The sequence below is a fragment of the Hydrococcus rivularis NIES-593 genome (assembly GCF_001904635.1).
In the GTDB taxonomy this organism is placed as follows: domain Bacteria; phylum Cyanobacteriota; class Cyanobacteriia; order Cyanobacteriales; family Microcystaceae; genus Hydrococcus; species Hydrococcus rivularis.
On sequence record NZ_MRCB01000007.1, the window covers coordinates 13430 to 36226 of the forward strand.

The window sequence follows — 22797 nt, forward strand, 5'->3', positions numbered from 1 at the left end:
GTCTTTAAGGCTAATTTACAATCAAAAAACGGAGGAAAATTAGCTCGATGTCTGTACTAGAAGGATCTTGGAAACACGATTTTATTACCACTAATGGAATCAAACTCCATTACATTACTCAAGGGGAAGGTCAATTAATTTTAATGTTACATGGCTTCCCTGAATTTTGGTATTCCTGGCGGCATCAAATTCCTGAATTTGCCAAAGACTATAAAGTCGTTGCTCTCGACTTGAGAGGGTATAACGAGAGTGATAAACCTAAAGAAGTAGAAGCTTATGTGACCAAAGAATTACTCAAAGATATAGAGGGAGTAATTAAAGGATTGGGCTACGAAAGTTGCATTTTAGTCGGACACGATTGGGGTGGATTAATTGCTTGGAATTTTGCTTATGATTATCCTCAAATGGTCGATAAATTAATTGTTCTAAATATTGCCCATCCAGCAAAAATTAGTGATGGACTTCGCACACCTCAACAATTACTAAAAAGTTTGTATATGTTCTTCTTCCAAGTACCTTTCTTACCAGAGTTTGTTTTACAAGCAAACGATTATCAACTCATTGGTTCTATTTTTACCAATACGATGGTTGATAAAAGTGCCTTTACTCAATCCGATTTAGAAGCCTATAAAGATGCTGCTGCTAAACGAGGAGCTTTAACAGCTATGTTGAATTATTATCGAAATATTTCTAGGGAAATATTTCAAAATTTTCAAAAAAGCTGGGGAGTTTTAGAAGTACCAACTTTAATGATTTGGGGAGAAAATGATGCTGCGTTGGGAAAAGAATTAACCTATAAAACGGAAGCTTTTGTAAGAAATTTAACGATTAAATATATTCCCAATTGCAGTCATTGGGTGCAACAAGAACAGCCGCAATTAGTCAATCAGTATATACGAGAATTTTTGGAAAGTTCTCAAGGATAAATTCGGAGGAAAAAGTTATGGGAAAACAATCTAAACTTAAAAAAATGAGAAAATCCGGACAAGAAGAGTCAATAGCTCAGCCGCCAGAACCAGTCGATCGCGATCGCTTTGTGCAAGACATAGAAAAACAAGGCTATTCGATCGAGCGAATTCAACGCGCTCCCGAAGTGCCTATAAAACGAACAGAACCGCTAGTTTAATCGACGGGTTAGCGGCGATTATCGATCCTACTTTGAATTTTAGCGCTGCTCGGATTGTATCTTCCCGAACAATTATAAAGTTGTCTGCAATCAAATCTCTGATTAGATTAGAAAAAGCATTGAGGAAAAACAATCGTGAGTAAACTGCCCGACGGATCTGAAAGTTTTGCTTGGTGGGAACTAATTAAATGGATTGCAGATCCGCTAGCTTATTTAGAAGCAGGAGCAAGACGCTACGGAGAAGTATTTACCATAAAATTGAGAGGATTTGCTCCCTTCGTAATTATCAGCAATCCTCAAGGAATTCAGGAGATTTTAAGCGTCGATGCCAAACTATTCGATTCGGGGAGTGCAAATAACATTGTACGACCCCTAGTAGGGGATAACTCTTTATTATTGCTCGACGGCGATCGCCACAAGCGCCAGCGCAAGTTATTAATGCCGCCTTTTCATGGAGAAAGATTGCAAGCTTACGGTCAAATCATCTGCGAGATTAGCGAAAAAGTAGCCAGTCAATGGACGGAGGGAAATTCATTTATTGCTCGCTCGGCAATGCAAGATATTACCTTAGAGGTTATCTTACAAGCCGTATTCGGTTTATATGAAGGCGAGAGATACCAACAACTCAAGCCACTTTTGGCAGCTATGCTCGATCTGACGGGTTCTCCGCTACGTTCGAGCATTTTATTTTTCAAATTCCTACAGCGAGATTGGGGCGCGTGGAGTCCTTGGAGAAGAATGGAGCAGCGCAAACAGGAAATTTACGACTTGCTGCAAGCGGAGATTGATGAAAGACGCGCTGACAGGGAAATTCCGGGCAATGACATTCTCAGTTTAATGCTGTTGGCTCGCGATGAGAATGGAGAGCCGATGAGTGATGAAGAATTGAAAGATGAAATGATGACGCTGTTAGTAGCGGGACATGAAACGACTGCTACAGCATTAGCATGGGCGTTTTACTGGATTCATAAGTTGCCGGAGGTGCGCGAAAAACTTCTGCAAGAACTCGATAGTTTAGGAGAGAATCCAGATCCGATGGCAATTTATCAACTTCCCTATCTGAGTGCTGTCTGTCAAGAAACGCTGCGAATTTACCCAATCGTCCCCATTGCTTTTTTCCGCTTGCCCAGAAAGCCAGTAGAAATTATGGGACGTTCCTTTGCCCCCGGAACGATGTTAGCATCGTGCATTTATCTCGTCCATCATCGAGAAGACCTTTATCCTCAATCGAAACAATTTAAACCAGAGCGATTTTTAGAACGGCAGTATTCTCCTTACGAATATCTTCCCTTTGGGGGCGGAAATCGCCGCTGTTTGGGCTATGCTTTGGCACAGTTAGAAATGAAATTAGTATTGGCGACGATTTTATCTCGCTATCAACTGGCTTTGGCAGACAACAAACCCGTCAAGCCCCAACGTCGCGGTTTAACCATTGCGCCCGATAGTGGGGTTCGGATGGTGCTGACAGGAAAACGCGATCGCGCTACGCGAGCGATCGAACCCAAACCAGTAAAAAAAGAGGCAGTGGCGCAATAGTAAAGCTTTTTATAGACGCGACGCGTACACCTAATTGCCAAAAATGCCAAGTGCTTGCAACTCTTGAATCTTACGCGGGCATTTCTGCGCCATATGAACTCCCAAGCGATCGCCAACCGCTTCTCCCAGGGCTTGATTATTTGCCTCATCTTCTACTTCTTCGATCGTCACGCTGCCGCTGTTAATCCATTTGTTAAATTCTTCGATAAATACCTTTTCGTAGTCTTGTGGGGAGGCGCTTTCTAATTGGCAAAAGCGTTCGGCTAAAACAGCAATTTCATCATCCGATGGAAATGCCCCAGCAGGCAATGGCAGCACTCCTAACAACAGTGGCACTAGCCAGATTAGATGGCAACTCATGAAAAACCTCCTCTAATTTCAGAATCGTTTTATTGCTAGAAACTAAGCTCGAAAATTTCTAGCTATCCGAGCAAAAAACTGGACTAAAATCCTAGTTTTAGAAGCACTCGGCAAACTCGGCATCCCGTAAAAGGGTGCAATCTCGATTTGGGGGGAAACGATTAATTTCATCGTAGTAACCCTACCAGTCCTTCTAGGAATCGTTAGAGAAGAATTTAGAATTCCAATGGGAGGTAGGATAGTGCGATCTCAGATCTGGCACCATGTAGAGAAAACCTGAAGGCAGCAGCCCTGTTATCGAGAAGAACGAGGTTCTACCTCGACAAATTAAGTTCGCTCCCCTTCAGTAGAAATCCACCAGCTAGCAGAGTTTTTCCGGAATCGCTAACTGATTAGACTTCTTGCAAAAGTCATGATTTTATCTTAATCCTTTGCGCCTTTGCGTCCTGGCATGAGATCGAATCACATTTATGCCAGAAATCTATCTATTGTTGAAGGTTCTGTAGAATTATACTGTCGCCATCGGCATTGCTTGGCTCGTGCCTTCGTAGAGTTCTCTAAGTGCTGATTCTAGCGCGTTGGTTAGCGCTTGCGAGCTTTTCTTAATTGAAGCGCTGCTGTAATCGGCAACATCGATGGGTTCGCCAATCGTAACGGCGACGTTGCTTCCCCAGCTCGGATATGGCTGACTGTACTTAATAGCGATCGGTAAAATTTTAATCCCACTGCCCGGTTGAGCCAATTCTACTTCTAGGGCAATGCGAGCAACACCGCGTTTGATAGGATGGACCGTTTCCCCTCGATAAATTTTACCGCCAGGAGCGCCTTCTGGAAAAATTACCAGCATCTCACCCGCCCGCAGCAGCTCGACGCTATGATGCAAGCTGCTAATTCCTGGGCGCTTGGTATCGATGGGAAATCCTCCCAGTTGTCGAATAAACCAGCCTTGTACGGGTCTGTGATATTCATCAATCGTAACCATAAACCGCAAGTCGCGCCCGCTCGCCAGACGACCAATAGCATATGGAACAATAAGAGCATCCCAGCGAGAACGATGGGTTGGTGCGACTAGGACGGGGCCTGTTTGAGGGACATTTTCTCGTCCTATAACTTCTATCCGTCCGAAAAATAGCGGCATGACAACATAGCACCCTAGCGGATACGCCAAGCGAATCAAGCAAGGGTTAATGCGAGAATTAATTAGCTCTGAAGGTTCCGGTGAAGAGACGAATTGTACCATTGGTGACTTGACTTGGGGTTCCTATCTCTACCTTAAGTTGTTGGAACAGAAATGGCATATTCCATAGGGACAGTTCTATGGGTGTCAACTCAATCTAAAAGAATAAATTTAAATTGCAAAACCGGGTTATATCGAGTTCGGATCGGGTTGACTGACAAATCTTTGTTTCCTCATCCCTAAATCCCTTCTCCCACAAAGAGCGAAGGGATTTCAGTCTAAAGTCTTAACTTGAGAGCTACTCTCCCAGAGCGGGAGAGGGGTTGGGGTGAGGGCGATTTGAGTTCTGTCAGTCAACTAAGTTCGGATAATTAATTGTCATTCCCAACGAAGTGAAGATCTGCCAGCTTCTTCACTTCACTGCGTTGCGATCGGTATGAGACAACGAGCTTTTGATAAGTATTCAAACTAATCCGATCTTATCGGTATTCAGCTTTTTCGGAGCTGAGAAAGGAAGGTATTAGTTTCCAGGAGCGCAATTGCCGAGCGATTTTCTCTCGTTGGTTGATGAGATAAATGCTAATCAGGGTTAAACAAACACCAATCCATTGCAAGGGACTGAGAACTTCCGATAAAAAGAGGTTGCCAAAAGAGAGGGCAAAAACAGGAGTTAGAAAAGTAAGGGCACTGAGACTGGTGAGATTGCCTTTAGAGGCGAGGAAGAAAAAGATCCCGTAGGCGATCGCGCTGCCAAAGATCGTTGCATATCCTAATGCTAGCCAACCTTCTGGGTTAATCTGCGTCCACTGTTGCGATTCGTAAATTCCAGAGAGAAAAAATAGCGGCAATCCCCCTAACACCATATGCCACCCCGTAGCCGTTACGGGATCGGCATGGCGACAGACGAAGCGAATACTAACCGTTCCCACTGCCATTGACAGCGAAGCTAGCAGCATCAACCACTCGCCGCTATCAAAGAGATTTTGCCAGCTAAAGGACGAGAGAAAAGATTGAACTGGCAATCCATGCAAAAACCACTCGTCGGGCAACCCAATTAAGCTAATGCCTGCAATGCCAATGACTAATCCAAGCCAACCCCATAACCCGATGACTTCTCCAAACAACCAACTCGACATCAGTGCCACGGCTAGGGGTTGAGAATCGATAATCGTCGAACCCAAACCAGCCCCCGTTCTCACTAACCCCTCGGCAAGAAAGCCTTGAAACATGGCTCCGTCGAGCAAAGCGAACAAACCGATCCACAGCCAAGCTTTCCAGCCTTTGGGTTGCGGTCGTCCCAAAATGGCTGCCATGGCTAGGACGAGCAATCCTGCTGGTAGCAAGCGCACGCCAGCTAGGAATAGCGGCGTTGTATTAGCGAGGGTACCTTTCATCGCTACCATCGCAGTTCCCCAGAGAAAGAAAGGAGAAATTAGCAAGATTGGCGATTCGATTAAGTTGGGTTTTGAGAGCTTCCGGTTCATTAGTCTCGGTTGGATGAGGTTGGCGATCGAACAACAAATAATTTTTAATTTTATTTAATCGATCTTAACTAATTGTATATTTTTGTTAATCATAACTCGCTCAAACTCCGATCTTTGTACGATGTGCGATCGCAACCTGCCACACAAAACCGAACAGATTAGAGTATATATAGGCATAAGCTTAAGTTTGGCTTTCTTTTGAACGATCTCAACCTTCCGTCCGAACTAATTCGAGCGGCTGCGTTGAGCTAGCTCAACCTCACAACATAGTTTCTGAATAACGCATGATCTGGCCCTTTAAACCCAAAACAACAAAGAAAATTGCACGGATAGAAATTACAGGAGTAATCGCAGGAGATACTCGCAAACGAGTTCTCAAGGCTTTAGAAACCGTTAAAGAAAAGAAATTTCCCGCCCTGCTGTTGCGGATCGATTCACCTGGCGGTACGGTGGGCGATTCCCAGGAAATTTATGAAGCTCTCAAGCGTCTGCGAGAGAAAGTCAAAATTGTTGCTAGCTTCGGCAATATTTCTGCCTCTGGCGGCGTTTACATCGGCATGGGAGCCGAACACATTATGGCAAACCCCGGCACGATTACGGGCAGTATTGGCGTGATTCTGCGCGGAAATAACCTAGAACGTTTGCTCGATAAAGTCGGCGTTTCCTTTAAAGTCATCAAATCCGGTCCCTACAAAGATATTCTGGCTTTCGATCGCCAACTAACTGCCGAGGAACAAAATATCCTTCAGGAAATGATCGACACCAGTTATCAACAATTTGTAACAACAGTCGCCGAGGCTCGCAAACTAGCAATAGAAACGGTGAAAAACTTTGCTGACGGTCGCATTTTTACAGGTCAGCAGGCAGTAGAATTGGGAGTTGTCGATCGCCTGGGAACGGAAGAAGATGCTCGCCGCTGGGCAGCCGAGTTAGCCGGACTCGATCCCGAAAAAACCGAGTATCAAACCATTGAAGAACCCAAACCCCTACTCAATCGGATTTTAGGAGGCAGAAATCAATCTAAAACTGCGATAGGCGCGGCGATAGATTGGCTAGAATTTGAACTGGCGACTAGCGGTCAGCCATTATGGTTATATAGACCGTAATGAGCGGAAAAATTAGATTTTGGAGATCTTTAAGATTTAAACTCTAAAAACAATTGTCGGAGGAACATGACAGTGGAGTGGAAAGTGCGAGCGATTCGGGGAGCGACGACGGCTTCAGAGAATACGGTAGAAGCAATTAGAGAAGTTGTCACGGAACTGCTTGACGAAATCGAAACGCACAACCAACTCGATCCAGAAGATATCATCAGCGTTATTTTTACCGCAACGCCGGACTTAAATGCGATTTTCCCAGCCGCGATCGCAAGAGAGCGCCCTCACTGGGAAAATGTTCCTCTACTAGACGTACAGCAAATGTCCGTCAAAGGCAGTATCGAACGTTGCATTCGGGTTTTAATTCAAGTCAATACCTTCAAACGCCAAGTCGAGATTCATCATTCCTATCTACGCGGTGCCAAAAATCTCAGACGCGATTGGAGTTTAGCCCAACTCAGCACGCCCGCTTCAACTTCTTTTCCCTTCTCTTTCCCATCGCCAATAGAGCTGTTGCATAAGTTTCTGACTTTCTGGCAGTCGGAGACAACAAGAAAATCGCTCGACAAGATTGATGCCTGAAGGAACGGAAAGTTAATCGAATTTATCGCTATTATTCAGAGTTGCCGATCGGTGACTGACTGGTAACCGATCGCTAGCTTCTGAATTTATATCTTTTTAATTTTCTTCAAATTAATGTTATAATTAGAGACTGGTTTTTTAGGATAAAATCCCGATCGAATTGCGTTAAGGAGGAAATAATTACGTGACTCGGCGAACGCTAGAAGGTACCAATCGCAAACAAAAGAGAACTTCGGGCTTCCGCGCTCGGATGAAGACCAAAAATGGTCGGAAAGTTCTCCAAGCCCGACGTAGAAAAGGACGGCATCAGCTAACAGTTTAAGCGGCTGTTATTGTGGGATTGCCTAAAGTTCATCGGCTCAAGCACTGGAAAGACTTTCAGAAAATTTATCAGCAGGGGACTCGCTACAGTAGTTCTCACCTAAGCTTATTGGCACTGTCGGAAACCGAACCAGACAATTCACTTCGAGCGGCAGCAACTCGCATTGGCATTTCTGTTAGCCAAAAAGTCAGCAAAAAAGCTGTCATTCGCAATCGTATCAAGCGGCAAATCCGGGCAGCGCTTATAGAGTTACTTCCCGACCTTTCACCGGGATGGAAAATAGTTGTTGCCGTGCGTCCCAAGGCATTGGAGTGCAAATATGAACATTTTTTGCGAGAATTGAAACAGTTGTTAGTTGAAGCCGATATTATCAATGGGCATAAGAGAGAATACGTTTTATGAAGGCGGTCCTCATATTGGCGATTTAATTGTCAATATCTTGCTGGGCTTTACAGTAATTTGTTTGCCGCTAACCATAGGAGCTATCGTTCGGTCGATTTGGTTGCGCTATAGGATTACCGATCGCCGCATCTCGGTGACCGGGGGATGGATGGGACGCGATCGCACCGATATCATCTATTCAGAAATCGTTAAAATCGTTAAAGTGCCCCGCGGAATTGGATTGTGGGGCGATATCGTCGTGACGCTAAAAGATAAAAGCCGCCTAGAGCTGCGATCGCTGCCACGATTCCGAGAAATCTACGACTACATAGCCCAAAAAACTTCTGCTAAAACGGGTCGCTCTGTAGAAGCGATTACCAGTTCGTAGATTGTAGATTAAAGATAACAAGAGACGATGGGATAAGGAGACAATAAACAATTTTTCCATCTCCTATCTCAATCCCTAACAGAATTACAGAGGAAACGTTACAAAAAGGCATAAATTTAGAAGAATGGATTTTGGTGTCGGATTTATTTCCACAAATATCATGCTGCCAATCCTGGACTTTTTCTACGGGATTGTCCCCAGCTATGGCTTTGCGATTATTGCGCTTACATTAGTCATTCGCCTTGGTCTCTATCCTCTCAGTGCCGGGCAGATTCGCAACATGAGAAAAATGCGCATCACCCAGCCCTTGATGAAAGAGCGGCAAGAACAAATCCAGAAACGCTATAAAGACGATCCGGCAAAACAGCAGGAGGAAATGGGAAAACTCATGCAGGAGTTTGGCAATCCCCTAGCCGGATGCCTGCCCCTGCTGTTGCAGATGCCGATTCTTTTCGCGCTATTTGCTACTTTACGGGGATCGCCATTTGCCGATATTAACTATACCGTTGACGTTCAAATCTTGCCTAGAGAGCAAATTGCCCAAATTCAGCCCCAAACTTTTGCCACCAAACCCCAAAATATTTATGTCAGCGATGGCGTCCACTACCCGATCGCTGCCATACTGCCTGGTGGCAATAAATTAGCCGTTGGCGACAAGACAAAAGTTGAGTTTCAAACGGTTGAAGGCAAGTCCTTAGAGCAGTTAGCAGCAGATTACCCAGAAAGCCAAATTCAACCTAAATGGCAAGTTATCAAAGGCTCCGAACGCATCAAAATCAATGAGGACGGAACCATCGAAGCGCTAGCTCCTGGAGAGGCAACCATTCAGGGAACAATTCCGGGAATTGCTGCCAATACCGGATTTCTCTTTATTGAAAAGCTAGGGCGCGTGGGCGTAACGTCAGAGGATGGCAGCATTAACTGGGATATCTTGGGCATGGTAATCTTTTTTGGGTTGAGTATCTATATCAACCAAGAACTGTCCGGTTCTTCCCAAGGCGGCGGTGGAGCTAATGCTCAGCAACAGCAAACCGTTAACAAGATTACGCCAGTTATTTTCAGTGCTATGTTCCTCTTTTTCCCCCTTCCGGCGGGAGTGTTGATGTACATCGTAGTGGCTAACCTCTTCCAAACCCTGCAAACGGTAATATTAATGCGAGAACCCTTGCCGGAAAACCTCCAAAAACTGGTAGAACAGCAAGAAAAAGCCCAAAAAGGACGAGAAGAACTGCCCTTTGAAAAGCGTTCTAAGAAGAAGGAAAAGGAGAAAACATCTTAAATTTTAAATTCTGAATCGGAATGAGGGGGCGATCGCGGTAATGATGGAGGAAACAATCCAGCGAGGTCAGCAGTGGTTAGAAAAACTATTACAGCTAATGGGGTTTCCTACCCAGGTAAAAATTGGGCAAGGAGAGCTTTACGGGGCAGATGTAAATGCCTGCTGGCTCATTATTGATGAAACCAATTTAACGCCAGAACAGATAAAAATTCTGCTCGGTCAAAAAGGAGAAGGGATTGATGCGATTCAATACCTTGCCAACACTATACTGAATCTGGGGTTAGCGCCAGAAGACCAACGGGCGTTTACAGTAGAACTCGTTGGCTACCGGATCAAGCGTCAAGAGGAACTTCTGACTCTCGCTAAGGAAGTTGCCCAACAAGTGCGTCAGACCGGACAAGAAGTAGAAATGAAATCCCTTTCCTCAGCTGAACGCCGCCAGATTCACACTTTTCTTAAAGATGCCGAAGATTTAGAAACCGAAAGTCGAGGTCAAGAACCCGATCGGCGATTAGTCGTTCGACTACGTTGATTGAAAAAAATAACCAGGTAAACTTAAACTTAAAACCCGCTTAGGCGGGTTTTTTGACTTCAACCGTTTTAATGATAAATTTCCAGGTGCAAGACATAGTGCCCTAAGCGAACATTCTGCGACCACAACTCGTACTCGACTCGCAAGTGCGTGGGCAGAGGAGAACCTTCTAGTTGCAAGCTGCGAGTATAGTTACGCAGGCGGAAAGATTGTCCGTCTCGATCGCCGCTGCCATTGAACCAATAGCGGCTAATGCCGTAAATTCCTTGTTCCCAATAATGACGGTAGGCTAACCGATCCTTTCCTTGCATCGTCATAATTGCTCGATAGGGGGAAATTTCCAACCAGAGTAACCTTCCGTTTTCCAGGGAGCGATCGACTGGTTGAGGTAGATCTGACTGATAAAACAGCAGGTGAAATCTTTGTCGATCTTTCTGATATAAGGTTGCTGCCGCCTCAATCGTCGAACAAATAGGAAGATCGGTTGAAAAAAGAGATAGGCAGATAGGTCGGCGATGATGGGTTAGCATAAAGAGTAATAATAAATAAGGCTATCTATCTAAGATAGACTCCAAAAGTAGAGGTGTAAGCTGCTTTTTCCTGCAAAAGAGAAAAAATTTTTAAGCGGATTTTTCATCGCGACCAAATGTTCTCTCTGCCTCTTGAATGAGCTACTGCCACGCGCCTTCTGGCTGCCAAATTTCTGCCATCGGATAGCGCGATCGCGCTTCGGGCAACTTTAAGACGTGCTTTTGAAAAAGATACAGAAAACAAGAGACTCTCATTCATATTGAGCGCGCAATGCACCCACACCTTGCGATCGCTCAAAGATTTCATTACGTCAAAAAAGAGGCGCACGTCGTCGAGTTTTGGGGCTTCCCAAACGACGGGAATATGAAAGTAAGCCATTCCCAAACCCGCGACGATTGTCCCTTCATCGGCTAGGGCATTTTTGGATGAAGGCAGCGCGAGATTGATAACCGACTCGTAACCCGCATCGGCGATTTTTTGAAATTGTTCCCGCGTCGGCTGTCCCGATGTGGCTATCTTGTCTGTGATTTGATAGTAATTAACGATTTCTTGCATAACGAACATAGATAGGATAGTAGTTAGTGGTTAGTTGGAGAACTACTAACTACTAACTACTAACTACTAACTAAACTGCTACTTCTGCCCGTTTATACGCCTCGTCGAGAACTTCAGAGAGGGTAGGATGAGTATGGACGTTAAAGGCGAGGTTTTGGACGGATTGACGTTCTGCGATCGCGTTAGCGGCTTCTTGAATCAAATCGGAAGCGTGAATGCCAATAATATGAACGCCTAACACTTCGCCCGTATCTTGGCGATAGACGACCTTTGCCATCCCCTCGGTTTCGCCTTCTGCAAGGGCTTTAGAATTGCCTTTAAAGTAGGTTTTAACCGATGCTACCTCAAATCCTTCCTGCTGACCTAATTCTTTGGCTGCTGGTTCTGTCAGCCCCACATAGCTAATTTCTGGATGAGTGAAGGCGGCAGCGGGAATGCTGCGATAATCGATGTTTTTTTGACGACCGCAGATATTTTCGACAGCGACCACTCCTTGACCGGATGCCGCGTGAGCAAGCATCATTTTCCCCGTAGCATCGCCGACTGCCCAGAGATGGGGAATTGGTTCTCCATTGCTTAAGACTGCCATACGATCGTCTACAGGAATATAGCCTCGGCGATCGAGTTCTACGCCTACCGATTCTAACCCCAAATTCTTAGTAGCAGGAATGCGCCCCGTTGCCACTAAGCAAGCATCGACTTCTAGAACATCGATAATTTCTTTCGTTTGTGCATCTGCCAATTCGATAACCACGGGAGAACCCGGTTTTACGGTTTTCGCAAGCGTTCCTACATAGGTTTCAATGTCGCGGGGATCGATCAAAATCCGTTTGGCTATTTTAGAAATATCCGGATCGAATCCTGGCATGAGAGTATCTAGGGCTTCAATCATGGTAACTTCACACCCTAGCGCCGTATAAATATCGGAAAACTCTAACCCGATATAACCGCTGCCGATAATGGCAACCCATTTGGGCAGGTTTTCTAATCTGACTGCTTCATCGCTAGTAAAGACGGTTTTGTGGTCGATTTCAATTCCTGGCGGTACGAACGGTACCGAACCGGGACACAGCATAATATCCTTAGCCGTAACGATCTTTTCGCCATCCTCTGTAATGACGCTCACTTTCTGGGGAGCGACAATTTTTCCCCAACCGCGAATCGTATCGACTTTAAGACGCTTAAGGCTGTTGGTGAGATCGCCGCGAATCTTTTCAACTAGATTAATAGCATGGTTGGCGATCGCTTGGCGATCGAAAGTTACACCGCCAACGTGGATTCCAAGACTGTCTAAATGGTGAGTATCGCGTAATTCTCTGACTCTTCCCGATGCAGCTAGGAGGGCTTTAGAAGGGATACATCCCCGATTGACACAAGTCCCGCCCATATCTTTTGCTTCGACAATCGCGGTTTTCAATCCGCATTTGACTGCGTGTAGCGCCGCACCGTGTCCGCCGACGCCCGCACCAATAATTACTAAATCGTAATCAAACTGTTCGCTCATAGACGCTCCTTATAGGCGATCGCAACCTTATTTTAGAATTAATTGCGAAGAAGGAAAGGTTGATAAAGCAGGGCAACCTTACATTGGTCATCCTATCCGCGTCATGAATAATTTAGCAAATGTTGAGGAGAAAATTGTCGGCGTGCTTCGCAATGTAGTTGAAGAATTCCGGTCGAACCTTATACCATTTTTCATTCATTAATGACACAGATGGTCGATTGCCCTCACCCCCAACCCCTCTCCCAAATAGGGAGAGGGGAGAAGAATGTCGCTCGCGAAAACCTGAAAATTGGTATAATTTTTGGAACCATTGATAAGTTTTAAGCTACCAGCCAATATATGGTCGGATTCATCTGTTAATTTAAGATTGGCAGGAATTCGCCCTTAGAAGCTTTCCCCCTACTTCTCCTATCTCTTAATTTGAGCTTACAAAACGCTTGCGCAACGATTCAGCTCGACGCTTGGCAACGGCATTATTAGGCTCGAATTTGAGCGTTTCTTCATAGGTTTCTAATGCCTTGATTGCCATTTGTTTGCGCTCGTATACGTTCGCTAAATTATTGAGCGCGATCGCATACTCGGGGTAAAGTTTTAAAGCTTCTTTGTAGTTACGAATGGCTAATTCGTACTGTTCCTGAGAAAAATAGGCATACCCAAGCGCATTATAAATTAAAGCTTTGTTTTCTGGTTCTATTTCTTCATCGGTTTTTAAAGCTTTTTGCAGGAGATTGATTGCTTGGACAAATAATTTTTTATCTAAATAGATACTGCCTAGTTCGTAGTATTCTTTAGCAGTGCCTTTTTCTTTTTGCAGTTTCTTTTGCAGGCGAGAAAAAGTGCTTTCAACCTGACGAGTTTTGAAAACCTGACGCAATAAAAACAAGGCTGTACCGCCTAGCAGTATCAGCAACACAGATAGGTAAATGACTGGAAGATATTCACTCATCGTTGGTTATTAGTTAGTTGTTATTAGTTATTTGTCCTTTGATGAAAGGATTTTAGATTTTGGCGAAGCCGCCGCATGCTCCTTGAACCGCTTCAAGGAGAACGGTGGATTTTGGATTGATTCTTTCTTGTCCCCCAGTCTCCTCCGTCCTTAAAGAAGTCCCCAATAGGCGGCCCTTTCTCGCAACCAACCCGATTGTTGCCAACGAGCGATCGCTTGGTTGACGCGATCGCGCAAACTTGAGGATTGTAATCCTTTTGGGATCGCTACACACAAAGCTTCACCGGAAAGACGGACGGGTAATTGTCGATACTGGGGATATTCTTGTACCCAGCCAGCTAAAACGCTATTATCTGCGGCAAAGGCATCTGCACCTCCTGCTTCCAAGAGCAACAAGGCCTCTTGATATGACTCTACCCCAATTAGTTGAGCCTTGGGTAGCTCGTATCGGACGACAGCAATCGTACTAGAGCCTTTGAGAATGGCAATTCTACCGGAAGCTAGATCGCTCAACTGTTTTACGGTTGGATTTTGGGTGACGATTCCCGTGCCATCTAGATAATAATAATGGCTAAAGTCTACCAATCGCGAACGAGCAGGAGTTGTCGTCACTCTAGCGATGACGAGATCTACCTCGCCATCGAGTGCGACTTGCAAGCGTTCTTGATTGGCGACGGGTTTGAAAACGACTGCATCGGGACTGCCTAATAATTCTTGCGCTAGACGCTTGGCAATGTCGATTTCTAGTCCTTGTAAATTGCCCCGTTCGTCGTAAAATCCAAGCGGACGTAAATTATCTTTAACGGCAACAACAAGCTTGCCCCGACGGACAATTTCCTCTAATTCGGCAGCGAGTGCTGAGGAAGAGGATATGAAAGAGTTAACCGCGATCGCGATCGCAAGACACGATTGCCATAGTTTCTTCTCAATTGCCATGCTAATTTTAGGCTCTAGAAATACTATCTCAGACCGCAGTTAGTTATTATAGCCTCAGGAGCGAGTTATGCTAAAGAAAACTGTATCGCGATCGCCTTAAAATCTCAATGGCAACGCTCAATGAGGCACTGGGGTACTAGGGTTAGGAACTAGCCTTATCAACTTGGAATCCAAGCTTTTTTCTAGAACCCTACAAAATTGTGGAAGTTTTAGACGAGAATGAGAAAAATAACGATCGGCGTGATGGGACCGGGCGAAAATGCGATCGCAAGCGATCTAGAAAATGCATACAAGCTTGGTCAATTAATTGCTGCCCAGGGATGGATCCTCCTAACGGGAGGCAGAAATGTCGGCGTAATGGATGCGGCAAGTAAAGGGGCAAAGGCGGCGGGAGGGTTGACGGTTGGGATTTTACCGACAAAGAATCTTGAGGCTGTTTCCGAGGCAGTGGACATCGCCATCGTGACGGATATGGGAAACGCCCGCAATAATATTAACGTCCTTTCTTGTGACGCGATCGTTGCCTGCGGAATGGGAGCAGGTACGGCTTCAGAAGTCGCGTTGGCTTTAAAGAATGGCAAATCAGTCGTTTTATTAACCCATACTCAGGAGAGCATCCAGTTCTTTACCAGCCTTTGCCAGGAGCGAATTTTTGTGGCAGATAATGTCGAAACTGCGATCGCGCTAGTGAAAGCGATCTTGAGAAAATCTGTCTAAAGAGCGATCGCTTGGTCGAGATTCGCTTTTAAGGTAAAATCAAGCTGTTAAGTTTTATTGCATAAGCCAGGAAGCCGTACTTTGGGGGCAACTCTGAGTGACGGTACTCCGCAATAGCAATCAGAGAGGATTGAACACAATGGCATACGAACTTCCTGCACTACCATACGACTACACGGCACTAGAACCAGTTATTTCTAAAAAAACCCTTGAATTTCATCACGATAAGCACCATGCTGCCTATGTAAACAACTACAATTCGGCAGTTAAGGGAACCGAATTCGAGAACAAGTCAATCGAAGAAGTCATCAAAGCAGTTGCAGGCGATTCTTCTAAAACTGCAATCTTCAATAATGGTGCCCAAGCTTGGAACCACACTTTTTATTGGAATTGCATGAAACCCAACGGCGGCGGCACTCCCAGTGGGGCACTGGCAGACAAAATTAATGCTGACTTTGGCAGTTTCGATAAATTTGTCGAGGAATTCAAGACAGCAGGCGCTACCCAGTTTGGTAGCGGTTGGGCTTGGTTAGTACTCGACAACGGTACGTTGAAAGTCACCAAGACTCCTAATGCCGATAATCCGATCGTAGCCGGACAAGTTCCCCTACTCACAATGGATGTGTGGGAACACGCCTACTATCTGGATTACCAAAATCGTCGTCCCGACTACATCAATGAGTTCATCAGCAAATTAATTAACTGGGATTTCGTCGCTCAAAATTTTGCAGCGGCTAGCTAGTTTTTTAATAAAGGGAGTAGCGCCACTACTCCCTTTTATTTATCCCCTGTTTTAATCCCATGGATAGCAAAGACTTAGCACGATATATCGAAGAAACTAACGGCATTTCTAAACCTTGGTTGTTAGTACAATTGCGCTTACAAAAATTGCATGAAAATCGCTCTAATCTTTCCCAAGAAGAATATATGCGCCAACTAGAAGATTTACACCAAGATTTGATGAATTTGGGCGAGTGGTGGAAAGGAATTGAAGATAAAGTTTTCAATCCTGAGAATCTTTTTTAGAGGACATCTCATACCAATTAGCAATTATTAATTCGCAATTTACAATTATCAGTTCGCAATTAGTCAGCAGCTCTGTGTGTAAGGCTTTTTCATTGGGTAAAAGAATTGATGAAAGCTAATCGCAATAATATCAAATCCGTTTGATTGACCGCAATATCGGTAGGGGCGGGTTTTGTTTTTAAGTTACTAATTTCATATCAAATCCGTCTAATTAGCCATAATTAGGTATTGCGGTTGTTTAACCGGATTTAATATCACTAAAAATCTTAGCCAAACCCGCCCCTACAAGCAATTCTATTGGGCAATAACTGTGGTAATGATTCGTAAATTATGCTGAGATACTGACAGTTCCTCACACGCACAGCCTTATTCTCAAGAAATTTTTCGACATCGCACAGAAGAACTGATGGCAATTTACCATAGATTTAAGAATCGGGCAAAATTATCTCCTCGAATTCGCAGAGAAAGCAGACAGCACCTATTACAAAAGTTAGTAGTTTTTGCGATTTTGGTAGCAATAAGCTTGGGATTGCTAGTTTTTGACAGATCGATATTTCTATCTTCTAACAATCTTGCGTTAAAAGAGAGAGAGCGCGCCGAACCATTAAAGTTAGTCCCTGCATGGTTCGATAAATCTCAAGAGTCGAGTAACAGTAGAGTCGGTCATCCCTTAAACCAGCAGGAACGCCAAGCGATCGCGCAAATTTTAGGACAACCCTTATCAACCGATCCCGATCCAGCATTCGATCGAATTCCCAAGTTTATCTTGCACGATACGTCGGGCGAACTGAGCGATAGCACAATTGAGAGGATGAAACAGCAAGCGAGAGGTCCGATGGGCAATGGAATTGCCGCCTATGTATCTAGGGAAGGTAAAGTGACGATCGCGCGATCGATGTTCTTCAACCAGCGCCGTCCGACAGCAACCGTTTATGAAAAGGCAGCCGACATTCTACCCGAAACCGTTCGCAATCGGGAAATTCGCCGAGTCTGGAGTGCCACCGCAGCATCGATAAGACAAGCAGCGCTCAAAAATGTAGTGGCAGAGCTAAATTTGAACGAACCCTCTCTCGCTAACCGAGCGAGTATTTGGCTTAATGCACCTTCCGAGCAAGCCTTTGAAGCGCTAAAAGCCCGTTCTTCAACTAACTTGGACGGGGGGAAGACGACGGGATTGTGGACGGTTGCCCAGATCTGCAATGGCGTTCTCAACGATAGCGAGAATGCCGCTCGCATGGCTACTTCGTCTGGGACGGCCGCGACTCTCAAAAACGCTTGTCAAAAACTAAATCCCGTACTCAGCGAAAATCGAAAGAGGGTCGCCTCATCCACTCACGTCGAAATTCTCCAAAAGCGAGGGTCTGAGTGCTGGGTAACGAATGCACAAGTGAGAGCATACAATCAAAATGTGCCAAATAGCTTAAAAATTCAAGCCAATCGAGTCGTTCCCCTGGAAACCTTAGATCGACCTGCTTATACTGACGAACAGTACGAACAAATCGCTCGCCTGTACCTGCAAGCTGCCCTGCAAGCAGGTCAGTTTCCCGAAATTACGACTCACTACTGGGTAGACCAAGGCGAGTTCGGACGAATAGGCACTCATTGCGATCCCAGGGGCTTTGACCTAATGCGCCTCTACCGCCAAATTAGCCTGGCTTTGGGGCATCCCCAAAAGACGCGCTACGGCATCGAGCCACAATATGGCATACATCCAGAAAAAGGGGACAACGTTTGGTGGACTGAAGCAGTCTTGGAGAAACTCCCGCCCGATAGCGATTCAATTTAACGATCGTCTAACCAGCCGCCAAACTCTTCAACAAAGCGATCGCGCAAGATTGCCTCGCGAATTTGTTGCGTAAAGCGTACCAATTCGCTGATATTGTGCAAAGACAGTAAGATATAGCCGAGCATTTCCCGCGACTTAACCAGATGGTTGAGGTAAGCCCGACTGAAATTCTGGCAGGTATAGCAGGGACAAGTCGGATCGAGGGGGGTAAAATCTTCCCGAAACTGGGCATTTTTGAGATTTAGGCGCTCTCCTCGGACTAATGCTGCCCCGTGACGACCAAAGCGAGTCGGAATCACGCAGTCAAATAAATCGATTCCAGACGCAATCGCTACTACCATCTCTTTATAAGTTCCCACTCCCATCAGATAGCGAGGTTTTTCTGGCGGCAGCAAGGGAGCTGTTATCCGAACGATTTTATGAATCAGTTCTGGTTCTTCGCCTACACTCACGCCGCCAATGGCATATCCGGGTAAGTCCAACTTAACTAGAGATTCCGCAGCAGCACAGCGCAAGTCTGGATAAATTCCTCCCTGAACGATGCCAAAAAGAGCTTGTTCTTGCGGGCATTGATGGGCGTTGAGGCAGCGTTCCAGCCAACGGTAAGTTCGTTCCGTTGCTGCGACGACTTCCTCGTACGCAGCACCAGCAGGCGGACATTCATCGAATGCCATAATCACATCTGCACCCAAGGCATTCTGGATTTGAATCGAACGTTCTGGAGTGAGTTGGATAATGCGTCCATCCCTGGGAGAGCAAAAGGTCACGCCAGATTCATCGATTTGGCGGAGTTCGCTCAAGCTAAATACCTGAAACCCTCCCGAATCGGTCAGAATTGGCCCCTGCCATCCCATAAACTCGTGCAATCCTCCTGCCTTCTCTACAATTGCTTCTCCGGGTTGTAGGTGCAGGTGATAGGTATTGGCTAGTATCATCTGTGCCCCAGTTGTCTGTATTTGTGCTGGGGTCAATCCCTTAACTGTTGCCAGCGTTCCTACCGGCATAAATCGAGGCGTTTCTACGCAACCGTGCGGCGTATGCCAAACTCCCGCTCTTGCTCCCGTTTGACGACAGGAGGCATGACATTCAAAGGAAAATCCCACTTAATCTGTTACCAGTTACCGGTTACTGGTTATTAATTACTATTATTAACTATACTACCTAACATTTTAGTGTTTGCTGGTCGCTGAATTTAAAACGGGCAATCGTCGTCTTCATCATCGAGTTGTACGTCCCACCTGGCTGAAAGGACTTGCGCGACCATGGCTTCGAGGGTAGCTGCATCAATGTTGCTCGTAACTTCTGGATCTTGCAAAGCGTTGGCAACAGGAATGAGGCGCAGTTGGCGATTGTCTTGAATGAGATCGAAGTAAGTTTCTTTTTCTAAAGATTGATGAAGCTGTAAATAGTCAAAACTTAAAACGTTAAGATATAGCTTGCGGTTGGCTACGAGTGTGGCTCGATCTGGATCGACAAAAACTTCTAGAACCCATCCTTCTCCTTCGCTTTGTAGCTGACCGTCTAGAGTATGGATGTAACGAACGCGGCCCAAATCGTTAAGTAAACGTTGTATGTCGGCTTTATTGACAATCGTACCGGAATCGATAATGCAAGGGGCGGGTAGGTGGTGCGCGGATTGTTCCTGACTCATAGGAAATAGCCTTTAATGGTAATTGTCTTGACAGCCCAAGGGGGGAAATCTATGCATATCCCGATCTTGAATCCGGTAGGCTACGACACAATCTTAGCCCAAGATGTCCTGACTGTTTCTTAAAGTTTTAGATAAAGATAATTTATGAAGGGAGTGGATTGGAAAATCATATCGCGCTGGCGAGAACGACAAACAACCTCTTTTTTTGGTGCTGTTACCTTTTATACCATAATACGGCTCCCAAAAAACTGGCAGCTAGAATTTCGACGGATTGCTCGTTGGGCCCCTTGTATTGGGTTGCTCGTAGGAGGATTGTTAGGGCTAGCTGACGAGGTTTTGCAGCGACTGGGATTTTCGGTCTTAACTCGTAGCGTTTTGGTTATTACTCTTTGGATTGCACTGACGGGAGGACTTCACCTTGATGGCGCGATGGATGCAGCTGATGGGTTGGCTGTTGGCGATCGCGATCGCCGACTAGAGGTCATGAAAGACAGCGCGACGGGTGCTTTTGGCGTAATGGCAGCCCTCGTCGTATTGGCGATCAAAACGGCGGCTTTGTATGATTTGGAGTCTTACCGCTGGCTGGGATTGATGGGTGCCGCTGGATGGGGACGTTGGGGACAAGTAGCCGCGATCGCGCTTTATCCTTATCTCAGACCGACAGGAAAAGGAGCCTTTCACAAACCAAGTCTGCGCCTGCCCCAAGATCTTCTATTCGGTCTTGTCTTTTTATTGAGTCTTGGCGGACTTCCCTATTTACTCGACCCTCATCAATGGTGGCTGGGATTGGCAATGACAGTAGTTGGAGGCGCGATCGCGCTTTTATCCGGTTTTTGGTTCTATCGCCAGTTTGGCGGACACACGGGCGATACTTACGGCGCAGTTGTCGAGTGGACGGAAGCGCTATCGCTTTGCTTTTTTACTGTCTTTTTTTAACAGCAGCTTTTTCTTTCGACTTCCCACTCCGCCGTTAAAAGACGAAAGTTAGAGCCGCGCCGAATTGAGAATTTCGACTTCCGACTTCTACTTCACTGGCCGCAAACGAGTCATTTTTAGCTTAAAATTGCCGCTTCCCGTTTCTCCAAAGGCGCGAACGCGAATGATGTAGTTTCCCGTCTCCGTAATTCGCGCAAACAGAAGCGAATTTGTCGATCCATCCGGTCCGTCGTCATTTTCTGCTACCGTCGAACCGTCGGCGGCAAGCAGTACGATAATGCTATCAAAATCATCGGAAGTTAGGTCGATCGCTACCTGATCCCCCTCTTCTAGCTGCACGAAATAATCGCGAGCAAACCCTCCTTCGCCTGTGGGGATATCTCGTTCGGTAAGCTTATCGGAGATTTCGGAATTGGTGGGCATGGGAAGCGGATTATATAGCTTCTCCTGTGCCTTCACTGGCACGGTTTTCAGTCCTATCAGTAGTGAAAGCGTCCCAAATACTAAGGGCAAATGCCAACGATTGACGCAGAGGATAGCCATACACAATTCGGTCGCTCGATCTTAAACCTATTTATTTTGACACTCCCACCGATAAATTGGGGGATTCTTGCTTCATCGGGTAAGGCGCGCTTAAAATCATCTTTGATTCCGAGCAACGTCCAGATTTCCCTCGGCAAGCTACTATTCAACGTCCACTGGCCGTCCGACAGCAGACAAAAAATTTAACTTTCTCTTCTTCAGACTATATCGCGACGGACACTCAAACGCCAGACGCACGTTCCAGCAACGTGTCCTCCCCTGTTACTAAGTATTTTTTCTTAGTTTGACTTTCTGACTACTGAGAATTAGTAATCTTGCCTCTCGTAGCACCCATGGATGCGTTGGTTTGTTCATTGTACCACGCCTGACCGTTATTCACGAGGCTCTTAAAGAGCCGTTCATTTTTTATCAAGCTATCAAGTGTCCGAGGAGCGGGAGAAGATAGAATTATATCGTTTTGAGAAATTCCTGCTATAAATCACCCTTTTCCCACACCTCTCACTCTTTTATCTTTCATCTTCTGCAAGGATTTACAGAAATCGATTTTAGGTTCTTCTTATTGACTTATAGCAAGATAACTTAGCTCAAATCAACCAAAACGACCGCTGACGTAATCTCTAGTCGCTTCTTGTAGGGGATTTTGGAAAATTGTTTCAGTTCGGTTATATTCGACTAAATAACCAACTTTTCCTCCCTTGGGAGTAGCTTCTGCATTATAGAAAGCCGTGTAATCGGATACCCGCGACGCTTGTTGCATGTTGTGGGTGACGATGATAATAGTATATTGCTGTTTCAACTCGTGAATTAACTCTTCCACCTTTAAAGTAGAAATGGGGTCTAGGGCGGAACAGGGTTCGTCCATTAAAATGACTTCCGGTTGAATCGCGATCGCTCTGGCAATACATAAGCGTTGCTGCTGTCCGCCTGAGAGGGCAAGTCCGCTTTCTTTGAGCTTATCTTTGACCTCATCCCACAAAGCAGCTTTGCGCAGGGAATCCTCGACTAACTCGTCCATATTGCCCCGATAGCCGTTAATTCTAGCCCCGAAAGCAATATTTTCATAAATAGACTTAGGAAATGGATTCGGCTTCTGAAATACCATGCCAATGCGGCTGCGCAACGCCACGGGGTCGACTTTTTTGTCATACATATCGCGTCCGCGAAAGGTAATTTTCCCTTCAACCCTTGCCCCTGGAATTAAGTCGTTCATGCGGTTAAAGCAGCGCAGAATCGTACTTTTTCCGCATCCAGAAGGTCCAATAAACGCAACGACTTTATTTTCTGGTATGTCGAGGGAAGTATCGCGAACGGCTAAATTAGAACCATAGTATACAGAAACATTCTGAACTCTTATAATTGCTTCGGTGATGACATTAGTAGAAGAAGAATCGGATAGCATAAG

General features: G+C 45.5%; 27 protein-coding genes and 1 pseudogene. 16 read left to right on the plus strand and 12 right to left on the minus strand.

What is annotated here, in order from left to right; all coding sequences use genetic code 11:
* Nucleotides 1-47: 47 nt before the first annotated feature.
* The 3 genes from NIES593_RS07870 to NIES593_RS07880 all read left to right on the plus strand — a co-directional run bounded on the left by NIES593_RS07870 (nucleotide 48) and on the right by NIES593_RS07880 (nucleotide 2662).
* Nucleotides 48-926 (plus strand): alpha/beta fold hydrolase, encoded by an 879-nt coding sequence (locus tag NIES593_RS07870; RefSeq protein WP_073599058.1) that lies wholly within the window; start codon nucleotides 48-50, stop codon nucleotides 924-926.
* A 17-nt stretch (nucleotides 927-943) separates the two neighbouring features.
* Complete coding sequence (locus NIES593_RS07875) at nucleotides 944-1126, plus strand: hypothetical protein (RefSeq protein ID WP_073599059.1); 183 nt, start codon at nucleotides 944-946, stop codon at nucleotides 1124-1126.
* Between the two features lie 135 nt (nucleotides 1127-1261).
* Nucleotides 1262-2662 (plus strand): cytochrome P450, encoded by a 1401-nt coding sequence (locus NIES593_RS07880; protein ID WP_083602379.1) that lies wholly within the window; start codon nucleotides 1262-1264, stop codon nucleotides 2660-2662.
* A 30-nt stretch (nucleotides 2663-2692) separates the two neighbouring features.
* Here the strand turns inward: NIES593_RS07880 and NIES593_RS07885 are convergent, their stop codons facing one another.
* From NIES593_RS07885 to NIES593_RS07895, 3 genes are all read right to left on the minus strand, one after another.
* On the minus strand, nucleotides 2693-3022 hold the full coding sequence (locus NIES593_RS07885; protein ID WP_073599061.1) for a hypothetical protein: 330 nt from the start codon (nucleotides 3020-3022) through the stop codon (nucleotides 2693-2695).
* A 508-nt stretch (nucleotides 3023-3530) separates the two neighbouring features.
* A complete protein-coding gene (locus tag NIES593_RS07890; protein ID WP_073599062.1) occupies nucleotides 3531-4262 on the minus strand; it encodes a lysophospholipid acyltransferase family protein in 732 nt (243 codons plus the stop codon).
* Between the two features lie 416 nt (nucleotides 4263-4678).
* Nucleotides 4679-5683 carry a DMT family transporter gene (locus NIES593_RS07895; protein WP_073599063.1) on the minus strand — a complete coding sequence of 335 codons (1005 nt, stop codon included), beginning with the start codon at nucleotides 5681-5683 and terminating at the stop codon, nucleotides 4679-4681.
* A gap of 284 nt (nucleotides 5684-5967) precedes the next feature.
* Here NIES593_RS07895 and sppA point away from each other — a divergent pair, with 284 nt between their 5' ends.
* The 7 genes and pseudogenes from sppA to NIES593_RS07930 all read left to right on the plus strand — a co-directional run bounded on the left by sppA (nucleotide 5968) and on the right by NIES593_RS07930 (nucleotide 10264).
* Nucleotides 5968-6789, plus strand: a complete 822-nt coding sequence (gene sppA / locus NIES593_RS07900; protein ID WP_073599064.1) for a signal peptide peptidase SppA — start codon at nucleotides 5968-5970, stop codon at nucleotides 6787-6789.
* 72 nt (nucleotides 6790-6861) lie between these two features.
* Nucleotides 6862-7242 (plus strand): annotated as a pseudogene (gene aroH, locus NIES593_RS07905) (chorismate mutase); the annotation flags it as partial.
* Nucleotides 7243-7546: 304 nt separating this feature from the next.
* Nucleotides 7547-7684: a 50S ribosomal protein L34 gene (rpmH, locus tag NIES593_RS07910; protein ID WP_015142969.1), complete on the plus strand. Its 138-nt coding sequence runs from the start codon at nucleotides 7547-7549 to the stop codon at nucleotides 7682-7684.
* Nucleotides 7685-7696: 12 nt separating this feature from the next.
* Nucleotides 7697-8086 carry a ribonuclease P protein component gene (gene rnpA / locus NIES593_RS07915; protein WP_073599065.1) on the plus strand — a complete coding sequence of 130 codons (390 nt, stop codon included), beginning with the start codon at nucleotides 7697-7699 and terminating at the stop codon, nucleotides 8084-8086.
* The gene (locus NIES593_RS07920; protein WP_073599066.1) at nucleotides 8058-8453 is read left to right on the plus strand and encodes a PH domain-containing protein; all 396 of its coding nucleotides are present in this window, start codon (nucleotides 8058-8060) and stop codon (nucleotides 8451-8453) included. The genes rnpA and NIES593_RS07920 overlap by 29 nt, the downstream gene beginning before the upstream one ends.
* A gap of 124 nt (nucleotides 8454-8577) precedes the next feature.
* Nucleotides 8578-9732 carry a membrane protein insertase YidC gene (yidC, locus tag NIES593_RS07925; RefSeq protein ID WP_073599067.1) on the plus strand — a complete coding sequence of 385 codons (1155 nt, stop codon included), beginning with the start codon at nucleotides 8578-8580 and terminating at the stop codon, nucleotides 9730-9732.
* 40 nt (nucleotides 9733-9772) lie between these two features.
* Nucleotides 9773-10264, plus strand: coding sequence for a Jag family protein (locus NIES593_RS07930; RefSeq protein WP_073599068.1), 492 nt, complete (start codon nucleotides 9773-9775; stop codon nucleotides 10262-10264).
* Between the two features lie 68 nt (nucleotides 10265-10332).
* On the opposite strand, the gene NIES593_RS07935 is transcribed toward NIES593_RS07930, so the two are convergent.
* The 3 genes from NIES593_RS07935 to lpdA all read right to left on the minus strand — a co-directional run bounded on the left by NIES593_RS07935 (nucleotide 10333) and on the right by lpdA (nucleotide 12854).
* Nucleotides 10333-10794, minus strand: a complete 462-nt coding sequence (locus NIES593_RS07935) for a hypothetical protein (protein WP_073599069.1) — start codon at nucleotides 10792-10794, stop codon at nucleotides 10333-10335.
* Nucleotides 10795-10897: 103 nt separating this feature from the next.
* Nucleotides 10898-11359 carry a protein tyrosine phosphatase family protein gene (locus NIES593_RS07940; protein ID WP_217651847.1) on the minus strand — a complete coding sequence of 154 codons (462 nt, stop codon included), beginning with the start codon at nucleotides 11357-11359 and terminating at the stop codon, nucleotides 10898-10900.
* Nucleotides 11360-11420: 61 nt separating this feature from the next.
* Nucleotides 11421-12854: a dihydrolipoyl dehydrogenase gene (gene lpdA / locus NIES593_RS07945; RefSeq protein ID WP_073599070.1), complete on the minus strand. Its 1434-nt coding sequence runs from the start codon at nucleotides 12852-12854 to the stop codon at nucleotides 11421-11423.
* A gap of 201 nt (nucleotides 12855-13055) precedes the next feature.
* Here lpdA and NIES593_RS25135 point away from each other — a divergent pair, with 201 nt between their 5' ends.
* Entirely contained in the window at nucleotides 13056-13178 is a 123-nt protein-coding gene (locus NIES593_RS25135; protein WP_281250710.1) for a hypothetical protein, read from the plus strand.
* A 91-nt stretch (nucleotides 13179-13269) separates the two neighbouring features.
* Here the strand turns inward: NIES593_RS25135 and NIES593_RS07950 are convergent, their stop codons facing one another.
* Together NIES593_RS07950 and NIES593_RS07955 are read right to left on the minus strand one after the other, a co-directional pair.
* Nucleotides 13270-13800, minus strand: coding sequence for a tetratricopeptide repeat protein (locus NIES593_RS07950; protein ID WP_073599071.1), 531 nt, complete (start codon nucleotides 13798-13800; stop codon nucleotides 13270-13272).
* Between the two features lie 150 nt (nucleotides 13801-13950).
* Nucleotides 13951-14736 (minus strand): transporter substrate-binding domain-containing protein, encoded by a 786-nt coding sequence (locus NIES593_RS07955; RefSeq protein ID WP_073599072.1) that lies wholly within the window; start codon nucleotides 14734-14736, stop codon nucleotides 13951-13953.
* Nucleotides 14737-14955: 219 nt separating this feature from the next.
* Between NIES593_RS07955 and NIES593_RS07960 the strand changes: the two genes are divergently transcribed.
* From NIES593_RS07960 to NIES593_RS07975, 4 genes are all read left to right on the plus strand, one after another.
* Complete coding sequence (locus NIES593_RS07960; protein WP_073599073.1) at nucleotides 14956-15453, plus strand: TIGR00725 family protein; 498 nt, start codon at nucleotides 14956-14958, stop codon at nucleotides 15451-15453.
* Nucleotides 15454-15592: 139 nt separating this feature from the next.
* The gene (locus tag NIES593_RS07965; RefSeq protein ID WP_073599074.1) at nucleotides 15593-16195 is read left to right on the plus strand and encodes a superoxide dismutase; all 603 of its coding nucleotides are present in this window, start codon (nucleotides 15593-15595) and stop codon (nucleotides 16193-16195) included.
* 59 nt (nucleotides 16196-16254) lie between these two features.
* The gene (locus NIES593_RS07970; RefSeq protein WP_073599075.1) at nucleotides 16255-16479 is read left to right on the plus strand and encodes a hypothetical protein; all 225 of its coding nucleotides are present in this window, start codon (nucleotides 16255-16257) and stop codon (nucleotides 16477-16479) included.
* Nucleotides 16480-16885: 406 nt separating this feature from the next.
* On the plus strand, nucleotides 16886-18265 hold the full coding sequence (locus tag NIES593_RS07975) for a hypothetical protein (protein ID WP_073599076.1): 1380 nt from the start codon (nucleotides 16886-16888) through the stop codon (nucleotides 18263-18265).
* Here the strand turns inward: NIES593_RS07975 and tgt are convergent.
* Together tgt and NIES593_RS07985 are read right to left on the minus strand one after the other, a co-directional pair.
* Complete coding sequence (gene tgt, locus NIES593_RS07980) at nucleotides 18262-19368, minus strand: tRNA guanosine(34) transglycosylase Tgt (RefSeq protein ID WP_073599077.1); 1107 nt, start codon at nucleotides 19366-19368, stop codon at nucleotides 18262-18264. The genes NIES593_RS07975 and tgt overlap by 4 nt on opposite strands.
* 89 nt (nucleotides 19369-19457) lie before the next feature.
* The gene (locus NIES593_RS07985; RefSeq protein ID WP_073599078.1) at nucleotides 19458-19916 is read right to left on the minus strand and encodes a hypothetical protein; all 459 of its coding nucleotides are present in this window, start codon (nucleotides 19914-19916) and stop codon (nucleotides 19458-19460) included.
* A gap of 144 nt (nucleotides 19917-20060) precedes the next feature.
* Here NIES593_RS07985 and cobS point away from each other — a divergent pair, with 144 nt between their 5' ends.
* A complete protein-coding gene (gene cobS / locus NIES593_RS07990; protein ID WP_073599079.1) occupies nucleotides 20061-20852 on the plus strand; it encodes an adenosylcobinamide-GDP ribazoletransferase in 792 nt (263 codons plus the stop codon).
* 87 nt (nucleotides 20853-20939) lie between these two features.
* Here cobS and NIES593_RS07995 read toward each other — a convergent pair whose 3' ends face one another.
* Together NIES593_RS07995 and pstB are read right to left on the minus strand one after the other, a co-directional pair.
* Nucleotides 20940-21395 carry a PPC domain-containing protein gene (locus tag NIES593_RS07995; protein ID WP_015144896.1) on the minus strand — a complete coding sequence of 152 codons (456 nt, stop codon included), beginning with the start codon at nucleotides 21393-21395 and terminating at the stop codon, nucleotides 20940-20942.
* A gap of 589 nt (nucleotides 21396-21984) precedes the next feature.
* Nucleotides 21985-22794, minus strand: coding sequence for a phosphate ABC transporter ATP-binding protein PstB (gene pstB, locus NIES593_RS08000; protein ID WP_073599080.1), 810 nt, complete (start codon nucleotides 22792-22794; stop codon nucleotides 21985-21987).
* Nucleotides 22795-22797 lie beyond the last annotated feature (3 nt).

Coding starts and splice junctions, on each gene's coding strand:
- NIES593_RS07870 (WP_073599058.1), top strand. CDS start 48: ATGTCTGTACTAGAAGGATCTTGGAAACACGATTTTATTACCACTAAT.
- NIES593_RS07875 (WP_073599059.1), top strand. CDS start 944: ATGGGAAAACAATCTAAACTTAAAAAAATGAGAAAATCCGGACAAGAA.
- NIES593_RS07885 (WP_073599061.1), bottom strand. CDS start 3,022: ATGAGTTGCCATCTAATCTGGCTAGTGCCACTGTTGTTAGGAGTGCTG.
- NIES593_RS07890 (WP_073599062.1), bottom strand. CDS start 4,262: ATGGTACAATTCGTCTCTTCACCGGAACCTTCAGAGCTAATTAATTCT.
- NIES593_RS07895 (WP_073599063.1), bottom strand. CDS start 5,683: ATGAACCGGAAGCTCTCAAAACCCAACTTAATCGAATCGCCAATCTTG.
- sppA (WP_073599064.1), top strand. CDS start 5,968: ATGATCTGGCCCTTTAAACCCAAAACAACAAAGAAAATTGCACGGATA.
- NIES593_RS07920 (WP_073599066.1), top strand. CDS start 8,058: ATGGGCATAAGAGAGAATACGTTTTATGAAGGCGGTCCTCATATTGGC.
- yidC (WP_073599067.1), top strand. CDS start 8,578: ATGGATTTTGGTGTCGGATTTATTTCCACAAATATCATGCTGCCAATC.
- NIES593_RS07930 (WP_073599068.1), top strand. CDS start 9,773: ATGATGGAGGAAACAATCCAGCGAGGTCAGCAGTGGTTAGAAAAACTA.
- NIES593_RS07935 (WP_073599069.1), bottom strand. CDS start 10,794: ATGCTAACCCATCATCGCCGACCTATCTGCCTATCTCTTTTTTCAACC.
- NIES593_RS07940 (WP_217651847.1), bottom strand. CDS start 11,359: ATGTTCGTTATGCAAGAAATCGTTAATTACTATCAAATCACAGACAAG.
- lpdA (WP_073599070.1), bottom strand. CDS start 12,854: ATGAGCGAACAGTTTGATTACGATTTAGTAATTATTGGTGCGGGCGTC.
- NIES593_RS25135 (WP_281250710.1), top strand. CDS start 13,056: ATGACACAGATGGTCGATTGCCCTCACCCCCAACCCCTCTCCCAAATA.
- NIES593_RS07950 (WP_073599071.1), bottom strand. CDS start 13,800: ATGAGTGAATATCTTCCAGTCATTTACCTATCTGTGTTGCTGATACTG.
- NIES593_RS07955 (WP_073599072.1), bottom strand. CDS start 14,736: ATGGCAATTGAGAAGAAACTATGGCAATCGTGTCTTGCGATCGCGATC.
- NIES593_RS07960 (WP_073599073.1), top strand. CDS start 14,956: ATGAGAAAAATAACGATCGGCGTGATGGGACCGGGCGAAAATGCGATC.
- NIES593_RS07965 (WP_073599074.1), top strand. CDS start 15,593: ATGGCATACGAACTTCCTGCACTACCATACGACTACACGGCACTAGAA.
- NIES593_RS07970 (WP_073599075.1), top strand. CDS start 16,255: ATGGATAGCAAAGACTTAGCACGATATATCGAAGAAACTAACGGCATT.
- NIES593_RS07975 (WP_073599076.1), top strand. CDS start 16,886: ATGGCAATTTACCATAGATTTAAGAATCGGGCAAAATTATCTCCTCGA.
- NIES593_RS07985 (WP_073599078.1), bottom strand. CDS start 19,916: ATGAGTCAGGAACAATCCGCGCACCACCTACCCGCCCCTTGCATTATC.
- cobS (WP_073599079.1), top strand. CDS start 20,061: ATGAAGGGAGTGGATTGGAAAATCATATCGCGCTGGCGAGAACGACAA.
- NIES593_RS07995 (WP_015144896.1), bottom strand. CDS start 21,395: ATGGCTATCCTCTGCGTCAATCGTTGGCATTTGCCCTTAGTATTTGGG.
- pstB (WP_073599080.1), bottom strand. CDS start 22,794: ATGCTATCCGATTCTTCTTCTACTAATGTCATCACCGAAGCAATTATA.